The organism is Fulverythrobacter fulvus, from assembly GCF_037154085.1.
Taxonomy (GTDB): domain Bacteria; phylum Pseudomonadota; class Alphaproteobacteria; order Sphingomonadales; family Sphingomonadaceae; genus Andeanibacterium; species Andeanibacterium fulvum.
This window is the reverse complement of record NZ_JBANRM010000001.1, coordinates 664,753-685,236: the sequence shown is the minus strand read 5'-3', so window position 1 is coordinate 685,236 and position 20,484 is coordinate 664,753. Positions and strand designations below refer to the sequence as shown.

23 protein-coding genes are annotated in these 20,484 nt (G+C 64.4%); 10 read left to right on the top strand and 13 right to left on the bottom strand.

Features of this window, described 5'->3' with window-relative positions:
- Positions 1 to 271 precede the first annotated feature (271 nt).
- The 3 genes from pyrF to purB all read right to left on the bottom strand — a co-directional run bounded on the left by pyrF (position 272) and on the right by purB (position 2,709).
- Complete coding sequence (pyrF, locus tag WFP36_RS03260; protein WP_336977802.1) at positions 272 to 946, bottom strand: orotidine-5'-phosphate decarboxylase; 675 nt, start codon at positions 944 to 946, stop codon at positions 272 to 274.
- Positions 947 to 963: 17 nt separating this feature from the next.
- A complete protein-coding gene (locus WFP36_RS03255; RefSeq protein WP_336977800.1) occupies positions 964 to 1,290 on the bottom strand; it encodes a LapA family protein in 327 nt (108 codons plus the stop codon).
- A 93-nt stretch (positions 1,291 to 1,383) separates the two neighbouring features.
- Complete coding sequence (purB, locus tag WFP36_RS03250) at positions 1,384 to 2,709, bottom strand: adenylosuccinate lyase (protein WP_336977798.1); 1,326 nt, start codon at positions 2,707 to 2,709, stop codon at positions 1,384 to 1,386.
- A gap of 182 nt (positions 2,710 to 2,891) precedes the next feature.
- Here purB and WFP36_RS03245 point away from each other — a divergent pair, with 182 nt between their 5' ends.
- Positions 2,892 to 5,687 (top strand): DUF3857 domain-containing protein, encoded by a 2,796-nt coding sequence (locus WFP36_RS03245; protein WP_336977797.1) that lies wholly within the window; start codon positions 2,892 to 2,894, stop codon positions 5,685 to 5,687.
- A 7-nt stretch (positions 5,688 to 5,694) separates the two neighbouring features.
- Here WFP36_RS03245 and radC read toward each other — a convergent pair whose 3' ends face one another.
- Positions 5,695 to 6,387 carry a RadC family protein gene (radC, locus tag WFP36_RS03240; protein WP_336977795.1) on the bottom strand — a complete coding sequence of 231 codons (693 nt, stop codon included), beginning with the start codon at positions 6,385 to 6,387 and terminating at the stop codon, positions 5,695 to 5,697.
- 80 nt (positions 6,388 to 6,467) lie between these two features.
- On the opposite strand from radC, the gene WFP36_RS03235 reads away from it, so the two are divergent.
- The 9 genes from WFP36_RS03235 (at position 6,468) to WFP36_RS03195 (ending at position 13,869) form a co-directional block, all read left to right on the top strand.
- Positions 6,468 to 9,692 carry an intermembrane phospholipid transport YdbH family protein gene (locus tag WFP36_RS03235; RefSeq protein ID WP_336977793.1) on the top strand — a complete coding sequence of 1,075 codons (3,225 nt, stop codon included), beginning with the start codon at positions 6,468 to 6,470 and terminating at the stop codon, positions 9,690 to 9,692.
- Between the two features lie 47 nt (positions 9,693 to 9,739).
- Positions 9,740 to 9,946 (top strand): YnbE family lipoprotein, encoded by a 207-nt coding sequence (locus WFP36_RS03230; protein ID WP_336977791.1) that lies wholly within the window; start codon positions 9,740 to 9,742, stop codon positions 9,944 to 9,946.
- 2 nt (positions 9,947 to 9,948) lie between these two features.
- Positions 9,949 to 10,356, top strand: coding sequence for a YdbL family probable chaperone protein (locus WFP36_RS03225; protein WP_419716609.1), 408 nt, complete (start codon positions 9,949 to 9,951; stop codon positions 10,354 to 10,356).
- A gap of 176 nt (positions 10,357 to 10,532) precedes the next feature.
- Entirely contained in the window at positions 10,533 to 10,850 is a 318-nt protein-coding gene (locus WFP36_RS03220) for an AtpZ/AtpI family protein (protein ID WP_336977789.1), read from the top strand.
- A gap of 54 nt (positions 10,851 to 10,904) precedes the next feature.
- On the top strand, positions 10,905 to 11,702 hold the full coding sequence (locus WFP36_RS03215) for a F0F1 ATP synthase subunit A (protein ID WP_336977787.1): 798 nt from the start codon (positions 10,905 to 10,907) through the stop codon (positions 11,700 to 11,702).
- A gap of 44 nt (positions 11,703 to 11,746) precedes the next feature.
- Positions 11,747 to 11,974, top strand: coding sequence for a F0F1 ATP synthase subunit C (locus WFP36_RS03210; protein WP_054530138.1), 228 nt, complete (start codon positions 11,747 to 11,749; stop codon positions 11,972 to 11,974).
- Between the two features lie 82 nt (positions 11,975 to 12,056).
- Positions 12,057 to 12,551, top strand: a complete 495-nt coding sequence (locus tag WFP36_RS03205) for a F0F1 ATP synthase subunit B family protein (protein WP_336977784.1) — start codon at positions 12,057 to 12,059, stop codon at positions 12,549 to 12,551.
- A 31-nt stretch (positions 12,552 to 12,582) separates the two neighbouring features.
- Positions 12,583 to 13,128 carry a F0F1 ATP synthase subunit B family protein gene (locus WFP36_RS03200; protein ID WP_336978691.1) on the top strand — a complete coding sequence of 182 codons (546 nt, stop codon included), beginning with the start codon at positions 12,583 to 12,585 and terminating at the stop codon, positions 13,126 to 13,128.
- Positions 13,129 to 13,260: 132 nt separating this feature from the next.
- Positions 13,261 to 13,869, top strand: a complete 609-nt coding sequence (locus WFP36_RS03195) for an NAD(P)-dependent oxidoreductase (RefSeq protein WP_336977782.1) — start codon at positions 13,261 to 13,263, stop codon at positions 13,867 to 13,869.
- Positions 13,870 to 13,884: 15 nt separating this feature from the next.
- Here the strand turns inward: WFP36_RS03195 and gloB are convergent, their stop codons facing one another.
- The 9 genes from gloB to aroA all read right to left on the bottom strand — a co-directional run bounded on the left by gloB (position 13,885) and on the right by aroA (position 20,433).
- Positions 13,885 to 14,643 carry a hydroxyacylglutathione hydrolase gene (gene gloB / locus WFP36_RS03190; RefSeq protein WP_336977781.1) on the bottom strand — a complete coding sequence of 253 codons (759 nt, stop codon included), beginning with the start codon at positions 14,641 to 14,643 and terminating at the stop codon, positions 13,885 to 13,887.
- 9 nt (positions 14,644 to 14,652) lie between these two features.
- Positions 14,653 to 15,036: a VOC family protein gene (locus tag WFP36_RS03185; protein ID WP_336977779.1), complete on the bottom strand. Its 384-nt coding sequence runs from the start codon at positions 15,034 to 15,036 to the stop codon at positions 14,653 to 14,655.
- A 2-nt stretch (positions 15,037 to 15,038) separates the two neighbouring features.
- A complete protein-coding gene (locus WFP36_RS03180) occupies positions 15,039 to 15,455 on the bottom strand; it encodes a GFA family protein (RefSeq protein WP_336977778.1) in 417 nt (138 codons plus the stop codon).
- A 93-nt stretch (positions 15,456 to 15,548) separates the two neighbouring features.
- A complete protein-coding gene (rpsA, locus tag WFP36_RS03175; RefSeq protein ID WP_054530133.1) occupies positions 15,549 to 17,243 on the bottom strand; it encodes a 30S ribosomal protein S1 in 1,695 nt (564 codons plus the stop codon).
- A 390-nt stretch (positions 17,244 to 17,633) separates the two neighbouring features.
- On the bottom strand, positions 17,634 to 17,804 hold the full coding sequence (locus WFP36_RS03170; protein WP_336977776.1) for a hypothetical protein: 171 nt from the start codon (positions 17,802 to 17,804) through the stop codon (positions 17,634 to 17,636).
- A 10-nt stretch (positions 17,805 to 17,814) separates the two neighbouring features.
- Complete coding sequence (locus WFP36_RS03165) at positions 17,815 to 18,162, bottom strand: hypothetical protein (protein WP_336977774.1); 348 nt, start codon at positions 18,160 to 18,162, stop codon at positions 17,815 to 17,817.
- 38 nt (positions 18,163 to 18,200) lie between these two features.
- A complete protein-coding gene (locus WFP36_RS03160) occupies positions 18,201 to 18,836 on the bottom strand; it encodes a (d)CMP kinase (RefSeq protein WP_336977772.1) in 636 nt (211 codons plus the stop codon).
- Entirely contained in the window at positions 18,833 to 19,090 is a 258-nt protein-coding gene (locus WFP36_RS03155; protein ID WP_336977770.1) for a CBU_0592 family membrane protein, read from the bottom strand. Before WFP36_RS03155 ends, WFP36_RS03160 begins: the two co-directional genes overlap by 4 nt.
- A complete protein-coding gene (aroA, locus tag WFP36_RS03150) occupies positions 19,087 to 20,433 on the bottom strand; it encodes a 3-phosphoshikimate 1-carboxyvinyltransferase (protein ID WP_336977768.1) in 1,347 nt (448 codons plus the stop codon). Before aroA ends, WFP36_RS03155 begins: the two co-directional genes overlap by 4 nt.
- Between the last annotated feature and the right edge of the window lie 51 nt (positions 20,434 to 20,484).

Below are 20,484 nucleotides of genomic sequence, written 5' to 3'. Positions count from 1 at the left end.
GGGCGCCCATCACGGATAGTGCTTCCAGCTCCGCTCGTCCCAAACGACCTCGTCGACGTGACTGTCGGATGCCCGCGCATTCGTCATGCTGAACTTGTTTCAGCATCCATCGCGCCCTGCGGACCGCCCTCAATCCGGAGGAATGGATCCTGAAACAAGTTCAGGATGACGCAGTGGGGTGGTGAGTAGCCTCAAGCAAGCTTCGCTTCGGCCTTGTCAGTTCGACTGAACCCAAGTGAAGCTGACGGTGAGGATGCCGTATGCAAGTGCCTTAAAGCGTCGCCTCAATCGCCCGCGCGGCTTCCGCCGGATCTTCCGCGCGGCTGATCGGCCGGCCGACCACCAGCACGCTGGCGCCATCGTCGCGCGCCTGGCGCGGGGTGACGATGCGCTTCTGGTCGCCCTTGTTGCCGTCGGGCAAGCGCAGGCCGGGGACGACGAAGAAGCCGTCCTTCCATTGCTTGTGGACCGAGCCGACTTCCTGTCCGGAACAGACGATCCCGTCGAGCCCGGCACGCTCGGCCAGTTCGGCAAGGCGCATCACCTGATCGTGCGGGGTGCCGGACACGCCGGTGCGCATCAGGTCGTTCTCGTCGAGGCTGGTGAGCATGGTGACGGCAACCACCTTCGTATGTTCGCCGGCCGCGGCCTTTGCATCTTCCATCATCGCCCGGCCGCCGCTGGCATGGACCGTGACGATGGCCGGCTCCAGCATGTGGATCGCCTGCATCGCGCCCGCCACGGTGTTGGGGATGTCATGCAGCTTGAGGTCGAGGAAGATCGGCAGGCCCAGATGAGCCAGTTCATGCACGCCGTGATGGCCATGCGCGCAAAAAAATTCCAGCCCCAGCTTGAGCCCGCCGACATGGGCCTTCACCCGCTCGGCCAGAGCCTTGGCGGCATCGAGTTGCGGCAGGTCGAGTGCGAGGTAGACTGGGTTGCTCAAGGGGGCCTCTCGTCAGTTCATTCCGGCTTGGGGCCGGTATTTTCGGGTGCCGGATCGATGGGATCGACAGGATCGTCGCCCTTCGGGGCATTGGCGGTCACCGCGTTGCGAACGGCGGTTTCCAGCGAGCTGATCCGGCGACGCAGCTGCCAGCGCGTTCCGCGATGAAGCAGCCATAGCGGCAGGAACCCTACCAGGAAGGAGATGATCACCAGCACCGGCAGTTTGGTCTCGATCAGGATATCCTCCCAGATCTTCACCTCGACAACTTTCCAGTTGTTGACGGTGAAGACCAGCAGGAGGATCGCGACCACGACCCAGATGATCGTGCGGATGATGTTCATGTCCGCGGTCTCCTATCCCTTGCTTTGCGCCCGACCCTTGGTTGGGGAGAGGCTAGGCGGGATCGCTCGCGAAGGGAAGGCGCAACCTCAGGCTCAGCCGAAGACGCGTTCGAACAGCCTGTCCACCTGCGCGAAGTGATAGCCGAGGTCGAATTTCTCCTCCAGCTGCTGCGGAGTGAGCGCGGCGGCGACCTGCGGATCGGCCTTGAGCAGTTCGAGCAGCGAGAGAGCGCCGTCCGATTCCCACACCTTCATCGCATTGCGCTGGACAAGGGCATAGGCATCCTCGCGGCTGATCCCGGCCTGGGTGAGGGCGAGCAGCACGCGCTGCGAATGGACGAGGCCGCCCATCCGGTCGAGATTCTTCTGCATCCGCTCGGGATAGATCAGCAGCTTGTCGACAACGCCGGTAAGGCGGGCGAGCGAGAAATCGAGCGCGATGGTGGCGTCCGGGCCGATATAGCGTTCCACCGAGGAGTGGGAGATGTCGCGTTCGTGCCACAGGGCGACGTTTTCCAGCGCCGGCATGGCATAGGAACGGATCATGCGCGCCTGGCCGGTGAGGTTTTCGGTCAGCACCGGATTGCGCTTGTGCGGCATGGCGCTGGAGCCCTTCTGGCCGGGCGAGAAATATTCTTCCGCTTCCAGCACTTCGGTGCGCTGCAGATGGCGGATTTCCACGGCGAGGCGCTCGATCGAGCTGGCGATCACCGCCAGCACGGAGAAGAACATGGCGTGCCGGTCACGTGGGATCACCTGAGTGGAGATCGTTTCGGGCTTGAGGCCGAGCTTCGCGGCGACATGCTCTTCCACCGACGGATCGATATTGGCGAAGGTGCCGACCGCGCCGGAAATGGCGCAAGTGGCAATTTCCTCACGCGCGGCGACCAGACGGGCGCGGCAACGGTCGAACTCGGCATAGGCCTGGGCCAGCTTGAGGCCGAAAGTGGTCGGCTCGGCATGGATGCCGTGGCTGCGGCCGATGGTGGGCGTATATTTGTGTTCTTCAGCGCGGCGCTTGAGCGCGGCGAGCAATTCGTCGAGATCGGCCAGCAGCAGGTCGGAAGCGCGGGCAAGCTGCACTGCCAGCGTGGTGTCCAGCACGTCGGAGCTGGTCATACCCTGATGCATGAAGCGGGCTTCGCCCACATAACCTGCAGCGTCGACCTGTTCGGCCACCCAGGTGAGGAAGGCGATCACGTCATGCTTGGTAACGGCTTCGATGGCATCGATCGCCGCCACGTCGATCACCGGATTGGTCGCCCACCAGTCCCACAGCGCCTTGGCCGCGCTCTTGGGCACAACGCCCAGCTCGCCCAGCTTCTCGGTCGCATGAGCTTCGATTTCGAACCAGATGCGGAACTTCGCTTCCGGCTCCCAGATCGCGACCATTGCGGGGCGGGCGTAGCGGGGGACCATGGACAACTCCGGGCTTGATATTGACGTCTTGCCCGGGCGGCTAGGCGTAGTGCCCGAATTTGGCAAGGGTCAGGGTCTGTAACAGAGCATCGCCGAAGCGGCCCAGCTTGCGATTGCGGAGCGGCGGGCGCTCTGCCAGAATCACACCCGAAACGTCCTGCGGGGCGAAACGGGGAGAATATATGACACGCGCGAGCCGGTTCGGCCTGGTTACGGTTCTGTTGTGCAGCGCGGCCCCCGTGCTGGCGGGGGAAAACCCGCTCTATCAGCCCGCGCCCGACTGGGTGGAACCGATCGCACTTGCCGACAAGGACCTGACGTCCGGCCCTGCCGTGCTGCTGGCGGATGTCCAGAAGCGGCTCGATGGCGCGAAGGTGTGGGATTACCGCGACATTGCCTTCCGCCTCGACAGCCCCGATTCGCTTGCCAGTGCGGGCACGCTTTCCGCCTCGTGGATTCCCGACAAGGGTGACATTATCATCAATCGCGTGGAAATCCTGCGCGGCGGGGAAGTGGTGGACGTGCTGGCGCAAGGCGCGCGCTTCACTGTGCTGCGGCGCGAGGCTCAGCTGGAACAGCGCTCGATCAACGGGCTGTTGACCGCCACTCTGGCCGTGCCCGGCCTGCGGGTGGGCGATGTGCTGCGCGTGGCCTACACCACCGTGCAGGCGGATCAGGCGCTGGGCAACAAGGTCCAGTCCATCGACAGCCTGCCGGTCGCTCCTCTCCAGATCGGACATAGCCGGGTGCGCGTGTCCTGGCCGGATGGCGCGGATGTCCAGTGGCGGGCCGGGCCCGGCGCGGAGGATGTGCAGCCGGTGGAGCAGGGCGGATACAAGGTTCTCGAGATCGATCTGCCGCTGGCCGAAATGGATGAAATGCCGGCCGACGCGCCCTTGCGGTTCCGTCGCACGCCCTTGCTGCAGGTGGGCAGTTTCTCCGGCTGGCAGGACGTTTCGAAAACGCTGGCGCCTCATTTCGCCACTGAAGGCTCAATCGATCCCAAGGGCGAGATCGCGGCTAAGACCGATGCGATCATGAAGACCACGCGCGATCCGCTGGCCCGCGCCGCTGCTGCCCTGCGCATCGTGCAGGACGATGTGAGCTACCTCGCCAACGGGCTCGATGGCGGGAATTATCTGCCGCAAAAGCCGGAAGAGACATGGCAACTGCGCTATGGTGACTGCAAGGCCAAGTCACTGCTGCTGCTGGCCATGTTGCGCCGGATGGGCATTTCGGCGGATGTCGTGGTTGTGCACAGCACTTCGGGAGACGCTGCGCCCGATCTGCTGCCCATGCCCGCCGACTTCGACCATATGATCGTGCGCGCCACTATCGGCGGCGAGGATTACTGGCTGGACGGCACCGCTTCCGGCACCAGGCTCTCCAATATCGGGGAGGTGCCGCCTTTCCGCTATGCCCTGCCGATCAACGCGCAAGGTTCCGATCTGGTGGAAATGGTCCAGCGTCCGCTGGCCGCGCCTGACCGGACGCTGGAACTGACGCTGGACCAGTCTGCGGGGGTGGATCTGCCTTCGCTCTATTCCGTGCGGGTCGAGATGACCGGCGCGCTTGGCGCCATGATCCGTTCGCTCGTCGCTCAGCCGGATGCGACTTATCAGAGCACTTTCGTCGACAGCTTTATGGACAAGCTGATCGGCAATGGCAGCATGCTCGAATATTCGTTGAGCTATGACGAGGATACCGCTCACGCGGTAATCACCGCTTCCGGCATTACTCAGCCGATGTGGACTTTCGAGCGCGGGATCGCGCGCGAATATCTGCCTGCCATGCCGTCCAGCGATTTCGCCTTCGCGCCAGACCGTGCACGCAAGGCATGGCGCGATATTCCGGTGCAAATGGCTGGCCCCTATGGCTTCAGCACCAAATTGAAGCTGGTCCTCCCCGAAGGGGGTGTGGGCTATGAAGTGCGCGGGCGCGAGATCGTGGATACCGAGATTGCCGGAACCCGCGTCAAGCGCGAGGCACTGCTCGACAAGGGCACGCTCACGGTAAAAGAGGAAGTCGTCTCAAGGCTGATGGAAGTGGCCCCTGCCGATGTCACGGCGGAAAAGGCCAAGGCTGCCCGCTTTGCTGCAGGCAAACTCAGCCTGCGCGCGCCGGAAACGGCGAAGCGGCAATGGGAAGTCACGCCGCAGGACCGGGCAAGGCTTGCCCCGATCGAGGATGCCTATGCGGCGCTCATCGCGAAAGACCCGGACGCAGCGCAGCCCTATCTGGACCGCGCGGCCTTCCGCAGCGGTATTCTCGACTGGCAGGGCGCGCTGGAGGATGTGGACGAGGCTATCGCGCTGGAGCCCACTTCTGCGTCATGGTTCAGCCGGGCCGACCTGCTGGCACGGCTCGGCAAGCTCGACGAATCGCTCGAGGCAGTGCGTAAGGCCTTCGAAATCGATCCCACGCCTCAAAACGCGCTGGCTGAGGCTCAGGCCATGGCCGAGATCGGCGATGTCGGGGAAGCGCTCGATCTCGTCGAAACCTATGAAGACGATTTCGAGGACCGTTTCGCTGCAATTGTCGTGAAGGCCAATCTGCTGGGCATGTCCGGCAAGGCGGAACAGGGCCTGCAATTGCTCGACAGGCTGCTGGTGGAGCGCCCGGGCGATCCGGAAGTGCTCAACAATCTGTGCTGGCACATGAGCGTGTGGCAAGTGCGCGAGGATGCGATGCTGGCGCAGTGCACTCGGGCGGTTGAAGGGGGCGGCTGGTCGCCCCCGGTGCTCGACAGCCGCGCCATGGCCTATTTCCGCCTCGGCCGGATGGAAGAGGCGCTGACCGACCTCAATGCCGCGCTCAGCAGTGAGCCGGGCCTCGCCAATTCGCTGTTCATGCGCGGCATCGTTCGCGCAAAGCTCGGCGACAAGGACGGGACGAAGGATGTGGATATGGCACTGCGGCTCGATCCCAGTCTGAAAGCGACCTATGCCCGTTATGGCATCGAGGCGCCGGGGAACTGATCCGGGCTCAGATCAGCCCCTTGGCCTTGAGCGAGACGTGCCCCTCGCGCCCGATGACGATGTGATCGTGCACCACGATCCCCAATAGCCGCCCGGCTTCGGCGATGCGGTTAGTGATCTGGATGTCGGCGCGGCTGGGTTCGGGCGAGCCCGACGGGTGGTTGTGGACCAGGATCAGCGCGGTGGCGCCTATATCCAGCGCGCGGCGGATCACTTCGCGGGGGTGGATCGCCGCCTCGTCGATCGAACCGTCGCCCACATGCTCGTCAAGGATCAGCATGTTCTGGGTGTTGAGGTAGAGCACGCGCACGCGCTCCACCGTCAGATGCGCCATGTCGATACGCAGATAGTCGATCAGGGCCTGCCAGCTTCCCAGTACAGGCTTTTCGCGCACTTGCTGTTTGGCGAGGCGGCGGGCTGCCAGAGCCACAACTTTCAGCGCCGCAGCGGATGTTTCTCCCATCTGGGGATGATCGGCCAGCACTCTGGCATCGGCATTGAGTACTGCGGCGAGCGAGCCGAATCGTCGGATGAGCGATTTCGCGATTGGCTTGGTGTCGATCCGCGGGCGGGCCGTCATCAGCAGATATTCGATCACCTCATGATCGGCCAGCGCATCGTCCCCGCCTTCCAGCAGGCGCTGGCGCAGGCGGGCGCGATGCCCGGCCGAATCGGTGTTGCTGTCGCTGTCCCCGGCCAAGCGCCAAATCCCCTTCGAGGGCGTTCATCCCGCGTGCAGTGCATTGCCTTTAGCCGTGCTTGCGCGCAAGTGTAGGGACGATGGCGGAGCAGAACGAGGAACCGGGCGAAGAGGCCGAGGCACCCGCCGCTCCGCGTCGCCGCAGGACCGGACGGCGCATTGCGGGCGTGGTGGCGATATTGCTCGCCACGGCGGGCATTGTCGTGTGGACCTCACGCGAACGGCTGGCGGAAGACATCATTACCAGCCAGCTCGAGAAGCTGGGGGTCAAGGCCACTTACAAGATCGAATCGATCGGCCCGCAGCAGCAGGTCATTACCGATATCGTCGTAGGCGATCCGGGGCGCCCGGACCTGACAATCGAGCGAGTGGAAGTCACGCTGGAGCCGCGCTTCCCCTTCCTGGAACTGGGCAAGGTGCGGGTCGTGCGCCCGCGCCTTTATGGCAGCTACCGTGCGGGCAAATTGAGCTTCGGTGCGCTGGACCCGCTGCTGTTCGATCAGAAATCGACCGAACCGTTCAGCTTTCCGGACCTCAATCTGGAACTGGTCGATGGCAGGGCGCTGCTGGAAAGCGATTACGGCCCGGTCGGCTTCAAGGCGCAGGGCGAGGGCAATTTGCGCAGCGGCTTTGCGGGCATACTGGCTGCCAATGCGCCCAAGCTAGCAGTGGAAGGCTGCACGGCAACCGGCGCCACTCTCTACGGCAAGGTCACCATGGATGCGGAGCGGCCCGGTTTTTCCGGCCCCTTGCGGCTGGGGGCGCTCGATTGCCCGGATAACGGGGCGGGGCTGCGCGATCTGGCGGTCAGGCTCGATACAAGGATCGACCGCACGCTGGACGGGGTCGAGGGCAAGGCGGCGCTGGCGGGCAAGAGCTTCGCGCTGGGCGAGAACCGGCTCGACGGCCTCGATGGGACGAGCCGCTTCACCTGGCGCAAGAATGCGCTGACGGCGGATTATGAACTGGGCTTCGGCGCCCTGCGCACGCCGCAACTGGCGCTCGATTCGCTGGCGCTCGAAGGCTCGGCCCGCACGCGTGAGGCGGGGGAACGCGTCGAAGTGCAGGCCAATCTCGAAGGCACAGGCCTGCGTCCCGGCGCCGCGCTGGACAAGGCGCTGGGCGACGCGGCGAAGGCGGCCGAAGGAACCTTGCTCGGCCCGATGCTCGCCCAGATGCGCGGCGCACTGGCGCGGGAAGGGCGGGGCAGCGATCTCGCCGCTGAAATGACCCTGCGCAAGACCGGTGACATGCTCAGCCTCGTCATGCCGCAGGCGCGGGTTCGCGGCTCGAGCGGATCGATTCTGCTGGCGCTGTCGCGCTTCCAGATCGCGAGCGACGGGAAGGGCACAGCTCCGCGCTTTTCCGGCAATTTCATGACCGGCGGCACGGGACTGCCACAGATCAGTGGCCGCATGGAAAGCAGTGGCGGGCGCGGCGCGGCCGAACTCAGGATGCGCATGGCGCTCTATGCGGCAGGGGGCGGAAGCCTCGAACTGCCGGAACTGACCGTGGCACAGGGCGCGGACGGGGCATTGGCCTTTTCCGGCCGGGCGCTGGCGAGCGGGGCCATTCCCGGCGGTTCGGCACAGGGGCTTGTAGTGCGATTCAACGGCAACTGGTCCGGCGCCCAGGGGCTTGCGGTGTGGCGCGGCTGCACGACGATCGGTTTCGACAGCCTGTCGCTCGCCAGCCTCACGCTTGAAGGGCGCACGCTCCAGCTCTGTCCGCCCACCGGCAGTGCGATTCTACGCAGCGGTCCCGGAGGGTTCAGGGTTGCGGCGGGTGTCCCATCGCTCGATCTGGCGGGCAGGCTGGGCGAGACGCCGCTGCGGCTCCAGTCGGGCGCGGTTGGTTTTGCCTGGCCCGGTACGCTGGTGGCGAACAATGTCGACGTGACGATGGGCGCGGCAGATGCACCCACGCGGTTCCGCCTGACCCGGATTGACGCGCGGATCGCGGACGAGATCGAGGGCAGTTTCTCCGGCACCGATGCGAAGCTCTTCGCCGTGCCGCTCGATTTGCTCGAAGCCTCGGGTAAATGGCGCTTCGCCGATGGCCGTCTGGACCTCAGCGAGGGGGCCTTCCGCTTGGTCGACCGGCAGGCGCCGGGCCGGTTCGAGCCGCTCGTTGCGCGGGATGCCACGCTTTCGCTGGTGGACAACAGCATCACGGCCAAGGCCGTGATGCGCGAACCGAAGAGCGACCGCGAAGTGACGGCGGCCAATATCGTCCATGACCTCTCGAGCGGCGTTGGCCATGCCGATCTCGACGTTCCGGGTATCCTGTTCGATCAGGGCATGCAGCCCGATACGCTGACCGGCCTTGCGCTGGGCCTCATCGCCAATGCGAACGGCACGATCACCGGCACGGGCCGGATCGACTGGACGCGGGACAAGGTGACCAGCACCGGCAAGTTCTCGACTGACAGTTTCGACTTCGCCGCCGCCTTCGGTCCGGTGCAGGGCGTTTCGGGGACGATCGAGTTCACCGACCTGCTTGGCATGGTCACGGCGCCGAACCAGCGCCTGCAGATTCGCTCCTTCAACCCCGGCATCGAGGTGGAGAGCGGCGAGCTGCGCTATGAGATTCGCGAGAACCAGACCATGGCGATCCATGGCGGGCGCTGGCCGTTCATCGGCGGCGCGCTCGTGCTGGAACCGGCGGTCATCCGCATGGCCCAGGCAGAAGAGCGGCGCTTTGCCATCCAGCTCGAAGGCGTGGACGCCGCGCAGTTTATCGAGCGGATGGAACTGGCCAATATCTCCGCCACCGGTACTTTCGATGGCAGGGTGCCGCTGGTGTTCGACGAGAACGGCGGCCGGATCGAGGGAGGTTCGCTCACTTCGCGCCCGCCGGGCGGGAATGTCTCTTATGTCGGCAAGCTGACCTATGAGAACATGAACCCGATCGCCAATTACGCGTTCGATGCGCTCAAATCGCTCGATTACAAGCAGATGGACATCGCGTTGAACGGTTCGCTCACCGGCGAGATCGTTACTCAGGTCCGCTTCGACGGCATCCGCCAGGGGGCGGGAACCTCGCAGAATATCCTCACGAAGCAGCTGGCCAAGCTGCCGATCCGTTTCAACGTGAACATCCACGCGCCGTTCTATCAGCTGATCGGCAGCTTCAAGTCGATGTACGATCCGGCCCTGACCCGTAACCCGCGCGACCTGGGCCTGATCGATGCCAATGGCAACATAATCCAGAACCCGACCCTCAAGCCTCCCACGCCGGGGGTGGAAGACCTTCCGGATGATGAATCCGGCATTCAGCACCCAGAAAGTGAGCCAGTGCCATGAAGTCCCCGAAATTGACCTCCCCGGAATGCCCGGCGCATAAGGCGCCCATGGAGATATTTCGTATGGGACTTGCCGGAGGGGCGAAGTTGCTGGTGCTGGTTCCGGGGCTGATTGTCCTGGGGGGCTGCATCACGATCAAGGCCCCGGAGGACAAAATCGTGATCGAGCTCAACATCAACATCAAGCAGGAGGTTCTCTACAAGATCGAGAACCAGGTGCAGGATACGATCGAGCAGAACCAGGGAATTTTCTGAAGGTGGCACGCGATACCATGAAGAAACAGGCTCACACTCTCTTCCACGCCGCAGCGGCTCTGGCCGCGCTGGCCCTCGTTGCCGCTCCTGCCGCCGCGCAGCGCGATCCGGCCTATCAGGCCGCGCGGACCAGCGGTCAGGTGGGCGAGAAGATGGATGGCTATCTGGGCACGGTCGGTTCCGTTCCGGCCGATGTCGACAAGCTGGTCAAGGACCTCAATATCAAGCGCAAGGCGGTTTACACGCAGGGTGCGCAGGGCGCGGGCGTGTCGGTGGAGGAATTCGCCTTCGGCGCGGGCTGCAAGAACATCCGCGACACGGCGGCGGGCGAAAAATACCAGGCGCCCGACGGCACTTGGAAAACCCGTTCGGCAGGCGAAGCGCCAGTGCGTGACAGCCGCTGCCCGTAAACGGCGGAATTCCGACACTTGAGAGGCCTTCCTGCAGGGATGATGCGGGAAGGCCTTTTTCATGCCCGATTGAGACGCGGCTTGCGGTTGACTCGGGGATACCCCCCGCCTAAGGGGGCGGCGCTCTTGGCAGGGGCGGATTTGCTTGTGTTGCATCTCCTGATTAGGAAGGCGGCATGAGCGAGGACGAGACTGCCCGGGAACCCATCGGTGAAGATGCGCGGATCGACGCGCTCGATGAGCGGCTGAAGGCTGCACGCGAGCGGGAAGAACAGCGCAACAAGCCGCAAGTGCAGGGTGCCGATGCGAATTACCGCACAGGCAACCGGGTGCTGGCGGAATTGCTGGGGGGGATCGGTGGCGGGGCGCTGATCGGTTGGGTAATCGACCGGTTTGCGGGAACTTCGCCCTGGGGTCTGTTGGTGATGATGTTCCTTGGGATCATCGTTGCCTTCAGGAACATTATTCGGATTTCGAACCAGCGTCCTGACTGAACCCGCAATTGGGGGAAGAGGGGCGCTGCCGTTCATTGGCACAGGGACGGTAGAGTGGCAGGCGAAGAAGCCAAGGTCGACCCGATGCACCAGTTTGCGATCGAACCTCTGTTCGGTACGCAGAACTGGGAGCTGGCGGGTTACAACATTGCCTTCACCAACAGCGCGATGTGGATGGCGATTGCCGCCGTGGCGCTGTGGATCTTCGTGGCTGGTGGCATGAAGCGCGAGCTCGTGCCCGGCCGCTGGCAGATGGCTGTGGAAAGCTTCACGGGCTTCATCGACAGCCTGCTGGCCGCCAATGTCGGGCCGGCCGGGAAGAAGTACGTTCCGTATATCTTCTCGATCTTCATGTTCATTCTCTTCGCCAACCTGCTGGGCCTGCTTCCGCTGCCCCTGGGTCTGGTGGGGATTCATGCATTCACGTCCACCAGTCACTTCACGGTGACCGGCGTTCTCGCGGTGATGTCCTTCGCGATCGTGCTGGTGGTGGGCTTCTGGAAGCATAAGCTGCACTTCTTCTCGCTGTTCGTGCCGCACGGCACGCCGCTCGTGATGATCCCGATGATCTTCGTGATCGAGCTGGTCAGCTTCCTGGTGCGCCCCTTCAGCCTCGGCCTGCGACTGTTCGTTGCGATGATGGCCGGCCACGTGCTGCTGGAAGTGCTTTCGAGTTTCGTGATCGACGGTATCAATGCTGCATCGAGCGGTATCGGTCCGGTGGTTGCGATCCTGAGCTTCGCCCTGATGATTGCGATCTGCGCGCTGGAGATCCTGGTGGCCGGTATTCAGGCCTACGTCTTCGCGCTGTTGGCTTCGCTCTACATCAACGATGCCGAGAATCTTCACTAAGACCTTGAACTAACTGACCGAATTCTAAGAAAAGGAGTTTTCAAATGGATCCTCAGGCTGCAAAGCTGATCGGTGCGGGTCTCGCTGCTATCGGCGCCGGCATGGCTGCCATCGGCGTGGGTAACGTGTTCGGCTCGTTCCTCGAAAGCGCGCTGCGCAATCCGGGCGCTGCCGACGGCCAGCAGGGCCGTCTGTTCATCGGCTTCGCGGCCGCGGAACTTCTCGGTCTGCTCGCCTTCGTCGTGGCGATGATCCTGATCTTCGTCGCCTGACGAATGCCATTTGCCTGTGTGCCGGCCGGACGTTCTCCGGCCGGGCCGGGTGTGTTGACGCGCTGACCATCGGATCTGATCGATGCCACAGATAGCACAGCTCGCTGAAACCTACTCCAGCCAGGTCTTCTGGTTGCTGGTCATCTTCGGGCTCGTCTTCTTCGTGATCGGGCGCGGCATGGTGCCCAGGGTGATGGACACTGTGACGCTGCGTGACACGCAGATCGCAAGCGATCTTGCCGCCGCTGAAGAAGCGCGCGCCAAGGCCGACGAGGAAGAGCTTGCCTGGCGGGAGCGTGAAAACGCCAATCGCGCCCAGGCTCAGGCTCTCATTGCCAAGGCCAAGGCCGACGCAGCGGCTGCTTCCGAAAAGAAGCTCGCCGCCGCGCAGGGCCGGCTCGACAAGAAGATTGCCGAAGCCGACGCAGCGATCGACGAAGCGCGCTCTGCCGCGCTGACCGAGATCGAAGGCGTGGCCGCCGAAGCGGCGCAGGACATCGTCTCTCGCATTGCGGGTGTGAAGGTGACTGCCGCGGCTGCAAAGTCCGCCGTGAAGGAAGCGCTGAACCATGGCTGAGACCGCTGCTCCCACGGGCCCCGAGCTCGAGATGAACCATAACGAGCACCTCGTCGAAACGACCGAAGTGCCCGCTGGTGAAGAGCATCACGCTGAACCGAGCGCGCTGGGCATTGCCCCGGCGGGCTGGGTCGGCCTGTCCATGCTGGTCTTCATCCTCATCCTGGTGTGGAAGAAGGTTCCGGGCGTGATCACCGGCGGTCTCGACAAGAAGATCGCCGAGATCCGCAAGCAGCTTGACGAGGCGAAGGCCCTGCGTGCCGAGGCGGAAGGCCTGCGCAAGGAATATGCCGCCAAGATCGCCAGCGCCGAAAAGGACGCGGCGGCCATGCTCGATCACGCCAGGCACGAGGCCGAGGCAATCGTCGCCAAGGCCGAGGCCGATACCGAGGCCGTGATCAAGCGGCGCAAGCAGATGGCCGAAGACAAGATCTCCGCTGCCCAGCGCGGTGCTGTGGACGAGCTTCGCGCCCGTGCTGCAAATGCTGCCACCACGGCTGCCCGTGGCCTGATCGCCAAGGGCCACAATGCCGAGGCGGACAAGGCTCTGGTCGACAAGGCGATCACCGGGCTCTGATCCCGCGCCTTGCGTATCGGAACGTTAGCCCCCGCCTCGTGCGGGGGTTTTCGTATGTGCGCGATACGGCTTGCGGCGGAGCACGCACCTGAGGCAGTGACCGTGCTCGAGAGATTCTTGGGAGATGAAACGATGCATGTAGCGGTTCTTGGCGCCAGCGGGCGCGCGGGTTCGGAAATCGTCAAAGAGCTGGTCTCGCGCGGGCACACCGTGCTGGCCGTGGCTCGCAAGCCGGAGGCGATTGCCGCGGGTGAGGGCGTGACCGCAGTGGCTGGCGACGCAACCGATCCTGCCGCGCTGGCCGAAACCATCAAGGGCGCCGATGCTGTGATCAGCGCGATCCATTTCGATGTGTCGGCCGAAACCCTGCTGTCCGCTGTGAAGCAGGCGGGCGTGAATCGCCTGCTCATCACCGGCGGTGCTGCGAGCCTGAATGGGCCGGACGGGGTGATGCTCTACGATTCCCCGAATTTCCCGGAGAACATCAAGCCCTTCGTCCTGCCGGCAATCCATTTCCTGAACGACATCCGCAAGGAAACGGAGATCGACTGGACCTTCTTCTCGCCCGCGATGATCATTTTCGAAGGCCCGCGCCTCGGCACGTTCCGTCTCGGTGGGGACGAACTGGTCAGCGATGCCAATGGCGAGAGCAAGATCAGCTTTGCCGACTATGCCATCGCCATGGTCGACGAGCTGGAACAGCACCGGCACAGCCGGGCGCGCTTCACCGCCGCTTATTGAGCCGAAGGCCTCCGGTCAGAACGAATCCTTCGCCGCCCTCAGCGCGGCGAAGGTTTCGGCCGGTTCGTTCCCACCCCAGCGCGCCTTCATTTCCGGCGTATCGGCCCTGAGGAACGGATTGGCGGCCAGCTCGCGCGAAAGCACCGTGGGCACGGTCGGCTTTCCGGCAGCGCGCTTTTCCTCCACCTCGCGGGCATAATCGGCCAGCGCCGCATTATAGGGATCGGCATGGAGCGCGAATTTCGCGTTCGAGGCCGTATATTCATGCGCGCAATAGATCTTCGTCTCGCCCGGCAGGGCCTTGAGGCGCGAGAGGCTGGCCCAGAACTGGGGCGGACTGCCTTCGAACATGCGCCCGCAGCCCAGCGCGAAGAGCGAATCGCCGACAAAGGCGACCCCGGCGCGCGGCAGATAATAGGCGACATGGCCCATCGTATGCCCGCCTACGTCGATCACTTCAGCGGTGAAATCGCCCAGGCTCACTGTGTCGTCCTGGCCGACGGTCCGGTCAACACCGGCGATCTTCGTCGCGTCGCCTGCTGGAGCAGTGATGGTGCAGCCCGTGGCGGCCTTGATCGCCTCGTTCCCGCCCGCATGATCGGCATGCCAGTGCGTGTTCCAGATCTGGGTGATGGTCCAGCCCTTTGCCGCGGCTTCACGCAGATAGACGTGCGCATCGGGCGTATCGATGCAGGCCGTCTCTCCGCTGGCCGGATCGTGCAGCAGATAGCCGTAATTGTCATTCAGGCACGGGAACTGGTGAATCTGGAGCATGAGTAAGGCCTATGGAAGGTTGAGTTGCCAGCTTACACCGAAACGATCGGCAACCCAGCAGAAGAGCGCGCTGAAGCCATAGGAATCGACTGGCATCAGGAATGCCCCGCCATCGCCCAGTCGCTCCGCCAGCAGGCGGAGTTGGTCCTCGCTGTCGCAGGTGATGAAGATCGAGCTGGACGGCGTGAAAGTGAAATCATGGATCGGCGGGCTGTCGTTGAGCATGATCTCCAGCCCGCCCACGCGGATGCGCGCCATGGCGATCTGTCCGCCCATCGGGCCTGCAGGATGTTCCTGCAGCAGCACTTCCTCGAAATCGGGGAAGGTCGCGCGATATGCCGTCAGCGCATCGCGTGCCTGTCCCTGGAACATCAGAAACGGTGCAGCTTCCATCGTCAGCTCTCCCTTCCGCGCAGGTGCTGGGGCATGCCGTGCGGCAAGTGTACCCAGCCATGTCGGGTCTGTTCATAGACCGAGCGGGCGGGACTAGGGAAATCGGGATCGGCGAATGCCCCCACGGGCACGCCGAGAATCGCGGGATATTTGCTCGCCCTGGCGTAAACCGTACTGCCGCATTGCAGGCAGAAGCCCCCGGTGAAGCTGTTACCTTCATCGGTCGGCCGGGTGAATTCGCGGGCCTGTCCGGAAATCGTCACGGTCTCTGTGGGGAAATAGGCGATGATCCCGAAGGGCGAACCGCTGCGACGCTGGCAGTCGCGGCAGTGGCACAGGACAGTCATCGGTTGTGCTTCGGCGGCGACCTTGGCGGTAAGCGCACCGCATTGGCAGCTGGCTTTACGAGTGTGAGGCATGGCGTGGACCGTAACGCCGGCGCCCCATGTAGGAAAGGCCCGCCGCTCGAGTGAGCGACGGGCCTTTCCTTGAGCCTTTAGAGGCGGAGGGCCTTAGTCGGCCTTCTTCAGAGCTTCGCCCAGGATGTCGCCCAGCGAGGCGCCCGAGTCGGACGAGCCGTACTGTTCGACAGCCTGCTTTTCTTCAGCCAGCTGGTGAGCCTTGATCGAGAAGTTGGGCTTCTTCGAACGGTCGAAGCCGATGACCATCGCGTCGACCTTCTGGCCCGACTGGAAGCGGTCCGGACGCTGTTCGTCACGGTCGCGGCCCAGGTCGCTGCGCTTGATGAAGCCGGTCGCGCCATCGTCGCCAGCCTGAACTTCGAGGCCGCCATCGCGGACTTCGAGGACAGTCACGGTGACAACGTCGCCGCGCTTGAGGCCGCCCGAACCGGTCGAACCACCGGCTGCCGGAGCACCCTTTTCAAGCTGCTTCATGCCAAGGCTGATGCGTTCCTTGTCGACGTCCACGTCGAGAACCACGGCCGTGACCTGCTCGCCCTTGCGGTGCAGGGCCAGCGCGTCTTCGCCCGAGATGCCCCATGCGATGTCCGACATGTGGACCATGCCGTCCACGTCGCCGTCCAGACCGATGAACAGGCCGAATTCGGTGGCGTTCTTGACTTCGCCTTCCACGGTCGAACCGACGGGGTGCTTCTCGGCGAAGGCTTCCCACGGATTCTGCTGGGCCTGCTTGAGGCCGAGGCTGATGCGGCGCTTTTCGGCATCCACTTCGAGCACGACCACGTCGACTTCCTGCGAGGTCGAGACGATCTTGCCGGGGTGGACGTTCTTCTTGGTCCAGGACATTTCCGAAACGTGGACCAGGCCTTCGATGCCGGCTTCCAGCTCCACGAAGGCGCCGTATTCGGTGATGTTGGTGACAGTGCCGTGCAGCTTGGCGCCGACCGGGTACTTGGCGGCAACGCCATCCCAGGGATCGCTTTCGAGCTGCTTCATGCCGAGGCTGATGCGCTGCGTATCCTGGTTGATACGGATGATCTGCACCTTCACGACGTCACCGATATTGATGACTTCGCTCGGGTGGTTGACGCGCTTGTAGCTCATGTCGGTGACGTGGAGCAGGCCGTCGATGCCGCCCAGATCCACGAAGGCGCCGTAATCGGTGATGTTCTTCACCACGCCGTCGATCACCTGACCTTCGGCCAGCTTGTCGATCAGTTCGCTGCGCTGTTCGGCGCGGGTTTCTTCCAGAACCGCACGGCGCGAAACGACGATGTTGCCGCGGCGGCGATCCATCTTGAGGATCTGGAAGGGCTGCGGGATATCCATCAGCGGGGTGACGTCGCGCACGGGGCGGATATCGACCTGCGAGCCGGGCAGGAAGGCCACGGCGCCGTCGAGGTCGACAGTGAAGCCGCCCTTCACGCGGCCGAAGATGCGGCCTTCGACGCGCTTGCCTTCGCCGAATTCGGATTCCAGCTTGTCCCAGGCGGCTTCGCGGCGGGCGCGGTCGCGGCTGAGCATTGCTTCGCCATCGGCGTTTTCGACGCGGTCGACGAAGACTTCGACTTCATCGCCCACGGAAAGGGTCTGGCCGGCGAATTCGCTGAGGCGGATGCGGCCTTCGCTCTTGAGGCCGACGTCGATCACGGCCTTGTCGCCTTCGATCGCGGTGACGGTGCCCTTGACGACGCGGCCTTCAAAGCCGCCGTCGGCGGCATCGCCGAGAGACTGGTTGAGCAGCGCTTCGAAATCGGAGCGCGAGGGATTTGCCGAAGAGGCCATTCCTGTAGTTTCCTGTACTGACATTTTCCGGCCAGGCGGTTGTTTCCGCCGGTCTTTCTCCGCCCAGGCACCATTGCCGTGGCGGGCCAAAGGGCCGAACCGCCCGCCGTGCCGAATGCAGCGACGGGCATCCTTGGGGCAGGGGAGGCGGGCGATGATCTCCAAAGCGGAAGCCCTGCGGCGAAGTGCCGTGCAGAGGCCGGTAAATGCAATGGTGGCCATCGACCGGCGCAACACGCCCGTCGAACGTCGCGGCGCCTATGGCAAAGCGCGCCGGAAAGCAAGGAAAATCGCGGTTTCGCAGGCGGGCCGGGCAGGGGAGTGTTACACCTGTTACACTTGTACCAGGATCGGAAATCCGGGCTTTTCCCTTCGGTTGCCGCAGGCGGCTTACCAGGCCTTGCTGCCGGTCGCCTCGAGCCAGGCCTTGAGCGCCGCTTCGGGCTCCGCGCCGTCCGTGCCGGGGACCATCAGCAGGTCTTTCCCGGCAGGAGAGACCATGAAAGTGGGATCATAACTGCCGCCTTCATCGCCATCGCGATATTTATGGCGTGAAATCAAAAGGTTGTCTTCATAAGGCCCTTCGCGCAGCACTTGCAGGTCGCTGCCGTCCGTCAGCCCCTTTGCGGGCGCCGGTCCCAAGGTCGACCGCGACGATGTAATTGCTCGTTACCCAGCGGCAGACTTCCTGAAACAGCACCTTGCCATCCTCGCTCGCCGCGTCGCGATAGAGGATCGGGCTGTTACAGGGTTGCTCCGAGCCGGAGAGATAGGCCTGCGGCACCATCTGCGCCCAGTCTTCCTCTGTCTCTGCCGCGCGCTCCGGAATCGGCGCGATCACCAGCGGGATATCCGCCGCCATGGCCGGAGCAGCAGGCAGCAGCAGGGCAAGAGTGAGGGCAGGGAGCAAGATTCGCATGATAACGGTAACTCCGGTGCGGGTGGGCTGGGATAGTCTCAGGGGCAGGGCGTCTGGCCGGTCAACTCGTTGACGATGCGGATGGCGGCGCTCACGGCCTCGTCGCGATTCAGCGCGCTGGTGTCGAGCAGTACGGCATCGGAGGCTGCGACAAGCGGAGCGGTGGCGCGAGTGCGGTCGCGTTCGTCCCGCTCGCGCAAATCGGCCTCGATGGCCTCCAGCGTCACATCCTCGCCGCGCTCGCGCATTTCGAGGAAGCGGCGCTGCGCGCGCGCTTCCACGCTGGCAGTGACGAACAGCTTCGCCCCGGCTTCCGGCGCGATCACCGTGCCGATGTCGCGCCCGTCCAGCACCGCGCCGCCGGGCCGGGTGGCAAAGGCGCGCTGGCGTTCGAACAGCGCGCGGCGCACGCCCGGATGGATGGAGACGCGGCTCGCCAGCCCGCCGGTTTCCTCACTGCGCAGTGCCGGATCGGCCAGCAGCGAATCGGGAAAGGCGCAGGCCTGTTCGGCATCGGCGGGATCGTCGGGATTGCCGCCATCCAGCGCCACTTGCCGCCCGACTGCGCGATACAGCAAACCGGTATCGAGATGCGGCAGGCCGAAATGGGCGGCGAGGGCCTTGGCAATCGTGCCCTTGCCCGAAGCGGTGGGCCCGTCGACCGCGATGATCATGCCTTGCTCTCCCCGCGTTTCAGGAAAGCACGCACAAGGCCATAGATCGCGATGGCGGCCCAGAAGAATTCCAGCACCAGCGAAGCGGGATTGGTGTTCACCAGCAGCGAAACCGTCAGCAGGGCGGCACCCAGCAGATTGGTGCCGTGCTGGATGAAGGGGTTCGGCTCGGCCCTTGCCGTCTGATAGGCATAGGCGCCGATAATGCAGGCCATGCCAGCAAAGCCGAAGATATTGGCGGTTGTCGGGCTCATTCCGCCGTGCCGAGCCCGTCCAGAAGCGCCTCGAAATTGGGGAAGCTGGTTGCGATGGGGCGGGTATCGTCCACTTCGACGCCATCTTGCGAGGCAAGGCCGGCCACGGCCATGCTCATGGCGATGCGGTGGTCGAGATGGGTCTTCACGCGGCTATTGGCGCTGCCGCGCAGCGGCTCGCCGCCGGTGCCGTCGATAATCAGGCCGTCCTCGGTTTCCTCCACTCGCGCGCCCGCGCCGGTGAGGGCAGCGGCCATCACGGCGATCCGGTCCGATTCCTTCACGCGCAGTTCCTCCAGCCCGCGCGTCACCGTGCGGCCTTCGGCCAGCGCGGCGGCGACGAACAGGGCGGGGAACTCGTCGACCATGCTGGGCACGATGGCGGGATCGACCTCCACCCCCTTCAGCGCCGAATGGGTGACATGCAGATCCGCCACCGGCTCGCCGCCCACTTCTCGGCGGTTCAGCTCCACGATGCTGCCGCCCATCTGGCGCAGCACTTCGATCAGCCCGGCGCGCGTGGCGTTGAGGCCGACATTCTCGATAATCACGTCGCTGCCCGGCACGATCAGCGCCGCGACCAGGAAGAAGGCAGCGGAGGACGGATCGCCCGGAACGTCGATCACCTGCGGCTTGAGTACAGCTTCGCCGCGAATGCGGATGACGCGTTCGCCATTTTCCTCTTCCACCCACAGTTCGGCGCCGAAGCCGGTGAGCATTCGCTCCGTATGGTCACGGGTGGGCACCGGCTCGATCACGGTGGTGATGCCCGGCGCGTTGAGCCCGGCGAGCAGCACGGCGCTCTTCACCTGCGCGCTAGCGACGGGGAGGCGATAGGTAATCGGCACGGCAGGCGCGATGCCGCGTTCGGTAAGGGGCAGGGTGCCGCCCTCCGATGTCTCGAAACTGGCGCCCATCTGGGAGAGGGGGCCGGTCACGCGGCCCATCGGGCGCTTGGACAGGCTGGCATCGCCCACGAAGGTCGCCGTGATCGGATGGCTGGCGACGAGGCCCATCAGCAGGCGAGTGGAGGTGCCGCTATTGCCCATGTCGAGCGGCGCCTCGGGCTGGAGCAGGGCGCCTACGCCCACGCCGTTGACCCGCCACTCTCCATCGCCCACGCGTTCGATATGCGCGCCCATCGCGCGCATGGCGGCGGCGGTGGCCATCACATCCTCGCCTTCCAGCAGGCCGGTGATGCGGCTTTCGCCCACCGCCAGCGACGAAAACATGATCGCGCGGTGGCTGATCGACTTGTCGCCGGGAACTCGAATCTTTCCGCGCAGGGGGCCAGTGGCAGTGAAGCGGCGCGGGCGGGCGGCGGCAGGATCGGCGTGCGACAAGGTACTGAGGACTCTCTATAGGGAGGGCTGGATGCGCGCGGCTTTTGACAG